We start from the raw sequence: 11,377 nt of genomic DNA on the forward strand, positions 1-11,377 counted from the left end.
ATGCAAAAAACGCCACGAAATCGTGGCGTTTATTAAAATCATCGTAAAGTGAGTTAGAAACTACGAACGTTTCATCATGTCAAAGAAATCGTCGTTTGTTTTGCTCATAGCCAACTTATTGATAAGGAATTCCATCGCATCAATTTCTCCCATCGGGTGAATAATTTTGCGAAGAATCCACATTTTCTGTAGCTCTTCAGTCGTGGTGAGTAGATTTTCTTTACGTGTACCGGAACGGTTGTAATCGATAGCTGGGAAGACACGTTTTTCAGCAATTTTACGGGAGAGGAGCAGTTCCATGTTACCAGTGCCTTTGAACTCTTCGTAAATCACTTCATCCATCTTAGAGCCCGTATCCACCAACGCAGTCGCAATAATGGTCAGGCTTCCACCCTCTTCCACATTACGTGCAGCACCGAAGAAACGTTTTGGACGATGTAACGCATTAGCATCTACACCACCGGTCAGTACCTTACCAGATGCAGGGACAACCGTGTTATAAGCACGAGCCAAGCGGGTAATAGAATCAAGCAGGATAATAACGTCTTTTTTATGTTCAACCAGGCGTTTTGCTTTCTCAATGACCATTTCTGCCACCTGAACGTGACGGGAAGCGGGTTCATCAAAAGTAGAAGCAATAACTTCACCTTTCACCAGACGTTGCATTTCGGTTACTTCTTCTGGACGTTCATCAATCAAAAGTACCATCAATACACAATCTGGATGATTGTGAGCAATGTTAGCAGCAATATTTTGCAGCAACATGGTCTTACCCGCTTTTGGTGGCGCTACGATAAGACCACGTTGTCCACGGCCAATCGGTGCAGCCAGATCCAGAACACGGGCTGTCAGATCCTCAGTGGAACCATTACCACGCTCCATACGCAAGCGATTATTAGCATGCAGAGGAGTTAAGTTTTCAAAAAGGATTTTACTACGGGCATTTTCTGGTTTATCAAAGTTAACTTCGTTAACTTTCAACAGTGCAAAATAGCGTTCACCTTCTTTAGGTGGACGGATTTTACCTGAAATTGTGTCACCGGTACGGAGGTTAAAACGGCGGATTTGGCTGGGAGAAACGTAGATATCATCGGGACCGGCAAGGTAGGAGCTGTCTGCTGAACGGAGAAATCCAAATCCATCCTGCAATATCTCCAGCACACCGTCACCGAAGATATCTTCTCCACTTTTTGCATGCTGCTTAAGGATAGAGAAGATAATATCTTGTTTACGCATACGGGCCAGACTTTCTAGCCCCATCTTTTCGCCGAGTGTAATCAGTTCAGATACCGGCGTATTCTTTAATTCGGTAAGATTCATAATGGTGGGTTCTTAAACTCGGGGTATATCTCGAACTATGAACGTGAATAGTATGGCAGCGTCATCGGTGCCTGTTTATTTTGTACAAAAAACAAATAAGACCTTTAATACATTATTCATATAAAAAGGTAGTAATTTGAAGTACTAAGATTGAGCTCAAATAAGACTGACAGGCTGTCAAAAACGCTGTTGAGATAATGCTGAAACATTACTGATTTCTATAAAAAACTATCTCAACGTAACGAGCTATACGCCAGATTATTCCCGTATAACCCATTGGATACTTTAGACTATCCAGAGATAACAGACTTATCAGACACTACAGATTGTTCAGTATGCAACATACTTCTAACAGATGTATGTGATACAAGCAGTGGCGCTAACTTATCACGCTTCTTTACGGACGTCTAGCAGTCAATGAAATAAATAATAGTATACGCTAAACGTCCGGTATTAATGTGATCTTACTTCAATCAGAGATTGGCATCCAAAAATTCTTTCAATTGAGTTTTTGACAATGCTCCCACTTTGGTAGCGACAACCTGACCGTCTTTAAACAGTAACAGCGTAGGAATACCACGGATACCATACTTAGGAGCAGTTGCCGGATTGTCATCAATGTTCAGTTTAGCAATCGTCAGTTTACCTGAATATTCTAGGGCGATTTCATCTAAAATAGGTGCAATCATTTTACATGGTCCACACCATGCCGCCCAAAAATCGACAAGAACCGAACCAGCGGCTTTAAGCACATCAGTATCAAAGCTAGCATCACTCAAATGAATAATTTTATCGCTCATTTTTTACTCCAAAGAATAATTTTTTACCATGCTAGTGTAACATTACTGACATAAGCTTGCCTTTATTTCAGTGGATACACTTTCGTAAAACAATGGTTAACTGATATTCTACCACACTATGAGTAAAACACACTTGACAGAAAAGAAGTTTTCCGACTTCGCCTTGCACCCCAAGGTCATAGAAGCTCTTGATAACAAGGGTTTTTCTAATTGTACGCCGATACAAGCACTGACATTGCCTTTCACTGTCGAAGGTCGTGATGTCGCGGGGCAAGCGCAAACCGGTACTGGGAAGACGTTAGCATTTTTAGCGTCTGCTTTTCATTATTTACTGACTCATCCCGCAGCGAAGGAGCGTCAGACCAATCAGCCAAGAGCGCTGATTATGGCTCCTACCCGCGAACTGGCTGTACAGATTTACTCTGATGCAGAAGATCTGGCACAGGCAACGGGATTAAAGATGGGCCTGGCCTATGGCGGTGATGGTTACGACAAGCAGCTGAAAGTGCTGGAATCCGGTGTTGACATTCTTATCGGCACAACTGGACGTTTGATTGACTATGCCAAACAAGAGCATATCAACCTGAATGCAATTCAAGTTGTCGTTCTTGATGAAGCTGATCGTATGTACGATTTGGGTTTTATCAAAGATATTCGCTGGCTATTTCGCCGGATGCCGGCTGCAAATGAGCGCATGAACCTGCTGTTTTCTGCCACGCTCTCTTACCGAGTCCGGGAACTGGCATTTGAGCAAATGAATCATGCAGAATATGTAGAGGTGGAACCGTTACAGAAAACAGGGCACCGCATCCGCGAAGAGTTGTTTTATCCCTCTAATGAAGAGAAGATGCGTCTACTTCAAACGTTATTAGAAGAAGAGTGGCCTGATCGCTGCATTATTTTCGCCAACACAAAACATCGTTGTGAAGATATCTGGGCTCATCTGGCTGCTGACGGGCATCGTGTTGGCCTGCTAACCGGTGATGTGGCACAAAAAAAACGATTACGCATTCTGGAAGAATTCAGCAACGGCAACATTGATATTTTAGTTGCAACGGATGTCGCAGCCCGCGGATTGCATATTCCTTCCGTAACCCATGTTTTTAACTATGACTTACCAGATGACTGCGAGGATTATGTTCACCGCATTGGTCGTACTGGTCGTGCAGGTGAAAGTGGTCACTCAATCAGCCTGGCCTGTGAAGAATATGCTCTGAACCTGCCAGCGATTGAAGATTATATTCAGCACCATATCCCTGTCAGCAAATATAACAGTCATGCATTGCTGAAAGATTTACCGGTTCCTAAACGCCGCCACCGTTCGCGTTCAGGAAACCACCAGCGCCGTAATAATTTATCGCATCGCAATAATACACCACGTAATAACCGTAAACGTTCAGGCTGAATTAAATGATGCTGAGTTCTTCTTCGCTCTATGCGGCTATCGACTTGGGTTCAAACAGTTTCCATATGCTAGTTGTGCGTGAAATATCCGGCAGTATTCAGATACTGACACGAATCAAACGCAAAGTAAGACTGGCCACGGGACTGGATAAAAATAACCACCTATCTCAACAAGTAATGGAGAGAGGTTGGCAATGTCTCAGGGTTTTTTCTGAACGCTTACAGGATATACCTCCATCACAAATCCGCGTTGTTGCTACAGCAACTTTGCGTATCGCCGAAAATTCAGGTGAATTTGTGAAAAAAGCATCAGAAATCCTTGGTTGTCCGGTTACAGTAATCAGCGGCGAAGATGAAGCTCGGCTTATTTATCAAGGTGTTGCCCACACGACCGGTGGCCCTGAAAAACGTTTAGTCGTAGATATTGGCGGGGCAAGTACAGAACTAGTCACTGGGAATGGGGCAAAAGCCACTCAGTTATCCAGCCTGAGTATGGGCTGTGTTACCTGGCTTGAATGCTATTTTCATGACCGGAGCCTAACGGAAGAAAATTTTGCCAAAGCCGAAGCGGCCGCACATGAAACTCTGAAAGCTATTGCTCCAAAGCTTATCGAACAAAGCTGGCAAATCTGTGTCGGAGCTTCCGGCACAGTTCAGGCTCTGCAAGAAATCATGATTGCTCAGGGTATGGATGAGCTGATCACTTTGCCAAAACTCCAGGCACTCAAACATAAAGCAATTGAGTGCGGTAAGTTGGAAGAGCTGGAAATAGAGGGATTGACGCTGGAACGGGCTCTGGTTTTCCCAAGCGGTCTTGCTATTTTGATAGCTATTTTTCAGGCATTAAATATTGAAAGTATGATGCTTGCGGGCGGCGCTTTACGAGAAGGTCTTGTCTACGGCATGCTGGATTTGCCGATAGAACAAGATATTCGCACCAGAACCCTACGTAATATACAACGTCGTTTTCAGTTGGATGCTGAACAGTCTCAACGGGTCAAACAATTGGCTGGACACTTCTTACAACAAATTGCTAAACCTTGGGAGTTGGATAGCCGATGTCATGAATTATTACAGAGTGCTTGTCTGATACATGAAATTGGGCTGAGTGTTGATTTCCATCAAGCCCCATCACACGCAGCTTATCTTATCAATTACCTCGATCTTCCTGGCTATACTCCCGCACAGAAAAAACTATTAGCCACACTGCTGAAGAACCAAAGTGGCACGATTGATTTGATTTCCTTCAGTCAACAAAACGCTCTGCCTCTGATACAAGTTCAACGTTTATGCCGCCTGCTGCGGTTGGCTATCATATTCACCAGCCGTCGCCGAGATAACACACTCCCAGCTCTGGGTTTAAAAGTGAGTGGTGAAACGCTGATGGTAACGCTGCCTCATGGCTGGCTAATGCACCACCCTCTGCGGGCGGAATCTTTACAGCAGGAAATTCAGTGGCAAAGTCATGTTCAATGGCCACTTGTTTTGGAAGAACAGATTAGCTAAAACCGAAACTCAACCATTTTCCCTGTATCTCTCCGATACAGGGAGTCTTTAATCTATTTACTGCTTATTTTTTTGCCCAAGGCCTAAACGCGATTTGATATCCGCAATGCGCGACTGCCCTTTTTGCATTCTCTCTTCAGCAGTAACTATTTTTTTATCTTGCGGCCAATGTAAATCATCCTGTGGCAGCTCATGTAAAAAGCGGCTTGGTTCAGGCCGGATTAATTCACCATATTGGCGACGCTCTTTACATAAAGTAAAAAATAACTCCCGTTGAGCGCGAGTAATTCCCACATAAGCCAGTCGCCGTTCTTCATCAATATTTTCTTCATCAATACTGCTCTGATGAGGTAATAGCCCTTCTTCCATACCGACCAAAAATACATAGGGAAACTCTAATCCTTTAGAGGCATGCAGAGTCATCAATTGTACTTGATCAAACTCTTCACCCTCTTCTCCCCGCTCCAGCATATCCCGCAATGTGAAACGCGTAACTACCTGAGATAAAGTCATTGGTTCGTTCAATTCATCACCCTCCAGCATTTCACTCATCCAAGTAAATAGCTGATTAATATTTTTCATCCGCATTTCAGCGGCTTTCGGGCTCGGTGATGTTTCGTACAGCCAGCTTTCATAATCCATACCATGCAACAAATCACGCACCGCCAGCAAAGGTTCCTGCTCAACCTGACGGGCTATCTCATCCATCCAATGGGTAAAACGCTGTAGTGCCGCCAACCCACGACCAGTCAGGCTTTGTTCCAAGCCAAGATCAAAACTGGCCTGATAGAGGCTTTTATTACGCTGATTCGCCCACTCACCCAGTTTTTGAATTGTAGCCGCACCGATTTCACGTCTTGGCGTATTAACAATCCGCAGAAATGCACTGTCATCCTCAGGATTAGTCAACACCCGCAGATAAGCCAGCAGATCCTTAATTTCAGGGCGGGCAAAGAAAGAAGTACCGCCAGAAATCCGGTAAGGAATGCGGTTTTGCATCAACATTTTTTCAAACACTCGGGATTGATGATTGCCCCGATAAAGAATAGCGTAGTCTTGATATTGGGTTTTATTGATAAAGTGATGTGCAATCAGTTCTCCGACCACCTTTTCCGCTTCATGTTCTTCATTATTAGCCATAATGACTTTCAGCGGATTACCATAACCCAGTTCAGAAAAAAGCCGCTTTTCAAACACATGAGGATTATTAGCAATCAAAATATTAGCCGCTTTTAGAATGCAACCGGAAGAACGGTAGTTTTGCTCTAGTTTGATCACATTAAGCTTCGGGAAATCCTCTTTCAGTAATACCAGATTTTGTGGTCTTGCACCGCGCCACGAATAGATCGACTGGTCATCATCACCCACCACCGTAAAACGGGCCCTTTGTCCCACCAGCAATTTAACCAGTTGATATTGACTGGTATTGGTGTCCTGATATTCATCTACCAACAAATAACGGATACGGTTTTGCCAACGTTCCCTTACCTCTTCATCACGCTGCATCAGCAATGTCGGTTTGGTAATCAGATCGTCAAAATCCAGTACATTACAACTCGCTAGGTGCAAATCATAACGGCGATAACATTCAGCAAACTGATGCTCTTGAGCAGAACGAGCCAATGCTGTAGCTTGTTGAGGAGAAAGCAGATCATTTTTCCAGTTTGAAATGGAAGAGATCAATTTTTGCAGTAAATCTTTATCTTCTTCCAGTAAATCAGCCGTCAAATCTTTCAGCAGAGCCATCTGGTCCTGATCATCAAACAATGAGAAATTGCTTTTCATTCCTAGAGCTTTGTACTCGCGCTTAATAATTTCCAATCCCAAGGTGTGGAAAGTCGAAATCATCAGCCCCTTAGCCTCTTTACGCCCCAGAGTTTGCGCCACACGCTCTTTCATTTCCCGTGCTGCTTTATTCGTAAAAGTCACAGCGGCAATATGCCGAGGCTGATAGCCACAAATACGGATAAGATGAGCAATCTTATTGGTGATCACTCTGGTTTTGCCGGAACCTGCCCCCGCCAGAACCAGACAGGGGCCCGTAACAAATTCAACTGCTTGTTGCTGGTTGGGATTTAATCGCATGGTATTTAATGAGTTATGTCAAAGCAGTACTTCAAGAAATGAAATTGTAGCAGAAAGAAGGATACGGAATGCCGTTTTATTTCAAAAGCAAACAGCCCTCCTTGTTAATCACCGATAAAAAAGGGAAATACAAGTAAAAAGAGAAAATGCAAACTAAGCAATGATAGTCGAGACGCTAGAAATCAACAATCTGAGAGGGAGAATGTCTCCCTCTTTCTCTTTAATCAACCACCAACAGAAATACGTTTCATATCTGTCATATAGCCACGTAACACACGGCCAACAACTTCAATTGGGTGGTTACGAATAGCTTCGTTAACATCACGTAACTGGGCGTTATAAATACCACTATCGGCAACAGACTTACCTAAATCACCAGCCTGTAGTACATCCATAAACTTCTCTTTCAGCAGTGGAACCGCTGCATGAGAAAACAGATAGTTACCATATTCGGCGGTATCAGAAATAACCACGTTCATTTCATACAGGCGCTTACGAGAGATAGTATTCGCAATCAACGGCAATTCATGCAGAGATTCATAATAGGCAGATTCAGCAATAATACCGGTATCAACCATAATCTCGAATGCCAGTTCAACCCCGGCTTTCACCATAGCAACCATTAAAACACCGTGATCAAAGTACTCCTGTTCACCGATTTTGCCATCATATTGCGGTGAATTTTCAAACTGAGTGTTCCCGGTTTCCTCACGCCAACCTAACAGGTTCTTATCATCATTAGCCCAGTCAGCCATCATACCGGAAGAGAATTTACCCGAAATAATATCATCCATATGTTTCTGGAACAGTGGCGTCATGATCTCTTTCAATTGCTCAGACAACGCATATGCACGCAATTTTGCCGGATTAGACAAACGATCCATCATCAAGGTAATGCCACCTTGCTTCAATGCTTCCGTGATGGTTTCCCAGCCGAACTGGATCAGCTTTCCTGCATAACCTAGTTCAGCGCCGTCTGCTATCAACTGGTCATAACACAGCAGTGAACCCGCCTGTAGCATACCGCACAGAATGGTTTGTTCACCCATCAGGTCAGATTTCACCTCAGCCACGAAAGAAGACTCCAGAACACCTGCACGGTGACCACCCGTTGCCGCTGCCCATGCTTTGGCAATCGCCATACCTTCACCTTTTGGATCGTTTTCCGGGTGAACCGCGATCAAGGTAGGAACACCAAAACCACGTTTGTATTCTTCACGAACTTCAGTACCAGGGCACTTAGGCGCGGCCATCACAACAGTGATGTCCTTACGGATTTGTTCACCCACTTCAACGATATTGAAACCGTGAGAGTAACCCAGCGCAGCACCTTCTTTCATCAGCGGCTGAACTGCGCGAACAACAGAAGAATGTTGTTTATCTGGCGTCAGGTTGACAACCAAATCAGCCTGCGGAATCAGCTCTTCATAAGTACCCACCTGAAAACCATTTTCGGTTGCTTTACGCCATGAAGCTCGTTTTTCTTCGATCGCCTCTTTACGCAGGGCATAAGTGATATCCAAACCGGAGTCACGCATGTTCAAGCCCTGATTCAGCCCCTGCGCACCGCAACCGACGATGACCACTTTTTTACCTTTTAAATATCCTGCCTCATCAACAAACTCTTCCCGCGCCATAAAACGACATTTACCTAACTGTGCCAACTGCTGACGCAAATTCAGCGTATTAAAATAATTAGCCATTAGTGACTCCGTTATCATCATGTTGTACTCAGCAATCAAGTGCTGCGACTGTTTTTTAGATTTCCCACCCTGTGAGGTGTTTGCATATTTTTAATATATGACATGAAAGCCATTGCTTAAATTGATATATTAACAATACTATATTGCATTTTATGCAACACTGATTATTGGGCAGGAATAAGGTGAATAAACTATGGATATACGTGATCTCAAATTGTTTCTACATCTGGCTGAAAGCTGTCATTTTGGCCGCACAGCAAAAGCAATGCACGTTAGTCCATCTACACTATCCCGCCAAATCCAGCGTATTGAAGATATATTGGGGCATTCATTACTCTTACGGGATAATCGCACCGTAAAGCTGACATTTGCCGGCGAGCAATTTAAACAGTTCTCCCAACAGACACTATTACAATATCAGCAACTACAACACTCATTGAATCAGCAAAGTCCTTCTCTAAGCGGCGAATTACGTCTGTTTTGTTCAGTGACCGCAGCTTACAGTCACTTACCACAGATCCTTGATAGCTTCCGTGCAGAACATCCTCTGGTTGAAATCAAACTCACCACCGGTGATGCCGCAGATGCGGTCAATAAGGTACAGTCTAATGATGCCGATTTAGGCATCGCCGGTAAGCCGGAAAAACTGCCAGATAATGTCAGTTTCACCAAAATCGGTGAAGTACCGTTGGTACTGATCGCGCCTTCCCTGCCCTGTACTGTACGGACTCTCGTCACACAAGAGTGCCCCGACTGGAATAACATTCCCTTTATTTTGCCGGAGCACGGCCCTTCACGTAAGCGCATTGAGTTCTGGTTTCGCCACCATAAAATTAACAACCCATTGATTTACGCTACAGTGTCTGGTCACGAAGCCATTGTTTCTATGGTTGCATTGGGTTGTGGCGTTGCATTAATTCCCAACGTAGTTGTGGAGAATAGCCCCGAACCAGTACGCAGTCGCATATCGTTATTGGACAATATTTCTCTGGTGGAGCCGTTCGAGTTGGGTATATGTGTACAAAGAAAACGACTTAATGAACCCTTGATTAAAGCGTTTTGGGGGTTGTTATAAGAAACTGCGTTAGCAGGTGTTTTTATTCATTACAAGTCCGATATCACCCACTTTTGGCATTATGCCAATATGCTTATGATTCATGTGACATAATTCACAAAGAACATAAAAAAATAACCATATTGTTTTCATGATAATATGTTTAAGATAAGTTATAAGTAATCAATAATAATTATATGAAAAGATTAATCCCTCATTAAATTTTTGGTCATTAATTATGTTACGAAAGAAAATACTTTTAATTATATCAATTGAATAACAGCCATTTAACTCTGAGAAATTCAGACATTGTTAAAATTGGCTAGTAAAAACAACAACATTGAATATTCCACCGTCTAAAGACACAGTGGGGAATAATTCTTTTTCCATGTCATAACAATATCTTATAATAATGAAATAATTTCTTACCGGATATTACAGGAGGGTACTTTAAATTTCATAGAAAGCATTTAATAATATTCCGACGATATAGTTACCAATAATGATTACTTGACGATTTAATTTAATTAAAAAATAATATCACTAATTCATCATAATTATATAAAACAATTAATTCAAACACACAAAATGATTTAATAAAGGACAACATTATGTTACATAAAATAGACAAAGCGCCATATTTTATTAAATTCTATAAATTCCATCTACAAGATCTCGTTTTCTCTTATAATATGAAAACAGAGTGGCATCACCATCCTTGCATACAATTAAGTGTATCACCACATAATTCACTCATGAAGATTGACACTGAAAATGAATCGAGACAAGCGCATGGATTCATTATTTCTTCTAATATTAAACATAAATTACATTCAGAAGGACAACTCTGTTTTAATTTACTGATAGATCCAGCGAATCCCCTATATCATCTATTATCACATCAGATGATGGGTTCAGATATAGTATATTTAAGCCAAGAATCATCCGATTTGATAGCCAACTATTTTATTAATTGTTTACAATCAGAAACCTCTCCAGATATTTTTATCTTAAACAATCTGTTAGGTGAAATAGAAGACTGTCATTGTTATCAGGATAAACGGATCATGAAAGCAGCCTCTCTTATTACTGAATTACCCGTTAAATGTATATCTTCCCGTGAAATATCAGATCAACTCTATTTATCAGAAAGTCGGTTCTTACATCTATTTCGAGAAAAAATGGGGACTAATTTCCGTAGTTATCTATTATGGAAGCGCCTACATCATGCCATTAATGAGATACATTTATCTGACTCACTGACTTTATTAGCGTGTAATAGTGGATTTTCCGACAGTGCACATTTTAGTCGTACCTGTATGATGCTATATGGGTTAAGACCCTCTGAATTGAAAAATGCCAGTATGAACAGAACGCAACAATCACAACAAAAACAATCCAATTTTTCATTAGCATTGGCGGATTTGAATTTTCCAAAGCAGAATATCTAAATCACGAATAAATAGTATTTTTGATAAATCATCTAAAATAAATAAATCCTATTT

General features: G+C 42.2%; 8 protein-coding genes. 4 read left to right on the forward strand and 4 right to left on the reverse strand.

Translation table 11 applies throughout. The features are described from left to right. Window positions 1-60 precede the first annotated feature (60 nt). Both rho and trxA read right to left on the reverse strand, forming a co-directional pair. Window positions 61-1,320, reverse strand: a complete 1,260-nt coding sequence (gene rho / locus PTE_RS06855; RefSeq protein WP_023043607.1) for a transcription termination factor Rho — start codon at window positions 1,318-1,320, stop codon at window positions 61-63. Between the two features lie 473 nt (window positions 1,321-1,793). Next, window positions 1,794-2,120, reverse strand: a complete 327-nt coding sequence (gene trxA / locus PTE_RS06860) for a thioredoxin TrxA (protein ID WP_036844189.1) — start codon at window positions 2,118-2,120, stop codon at window positions 1,794-1,796. Window positions 2,121-2,238: 118 nt separating this feature from the next. Here trxA and rhlB point away from each other — a divergent pair, with 118 nt between their 5' ends. After that, window positions 2,239-3,525, forward strand: a complete 1,287-nt coding sequence (gene rhlB / locus PTE_RS06865) for an ATP-dependent RNA helicase RhlB (RefSeq protein ID WP_036844190.1) — start codon at window positions 2,239-2,241, stop codon at window positions 3,523-3,525. 8 nt (window positions 3,526-3,533) lie between these two features. Next, complete coding sequence (gene gppA, locus PTE_RS06870; RefSeq protein WP_036844373.1) at window positions 3,534-5,030, forward strand: guanosine-5'-triphosphate,3'-diphosphate diphosphatase; 1,497 nt, start codon at window positions 3,534-3,536, stop codon at window positions 5,028-5,030. Between the two features lie 57 nt (window positions 5,031-5,087). Here gppA and rep read toward each other — a convergent pair whose 3' ends face one another. After that, a complete protein-coding gene (gene rep, locus PTE_RS06875) occupies window positions 5,088-7,115 on the reverse strand; it encodes a DNA helicase Rep (RefSeq protein WP_036844191.1) in 2,028 nt (675 codons plus the stop codon). 224 nt (window positions 7,116-7,339) lie between these two features. Next, on the reverse strand, window positions 7,340-8,818 hold the full coding sequence (ilvC, locus tag PTE_RS06880) for a ketol-acid reductoisomerase (protein WP_036844192.1): 1,479 nt from the start codon (window positions 8,816-8,818) through the stop codon (window positions 7,340-7,342). Window positions 8,819-9,011: 193 nt separating this feature from the next. Between ilvC and ilvY the strand changes: the two genes are divergently transcribed. Further along, the gene (gene ilvY, locus PTE_RS06885) at window positions 9,012-9,893 is read left to right on the forward strand and encodes an HTH-type transcriptional activator IlvY (protein ID WP_036844203.1); all 882 of its coding nucleotides are present in this window, start codon (window positions 9,012-9,014) and stop codon (window positions 9,891-9,893) included. 590 nt (window positions 9,894-10,483) lie between these two features. Beyond that, a complete protein-coding gene (locus PTE_RS06890) occupies window positions 10,484-11,323 on the forward strand; it encodes an AraC family transcriptional regulator (RefSeq protein WP_036844205.1) in 840 nt (279 codons plus the stop codon). Window positions 11,324-11,377 lie beyond the last annotated feature (54 nt).

This window comes from Photorhabdus khanii NC19, assembly GCF_000517265.1.
In the GTDB taxonomy this organism is placed as follows: domain Bacteria; phylum Pseudomonadota; class Gammaproteobacteria; order Enterobacterales; family Enterobacteriaceae; genus Photorhabdus; species Photorhabdus khanii.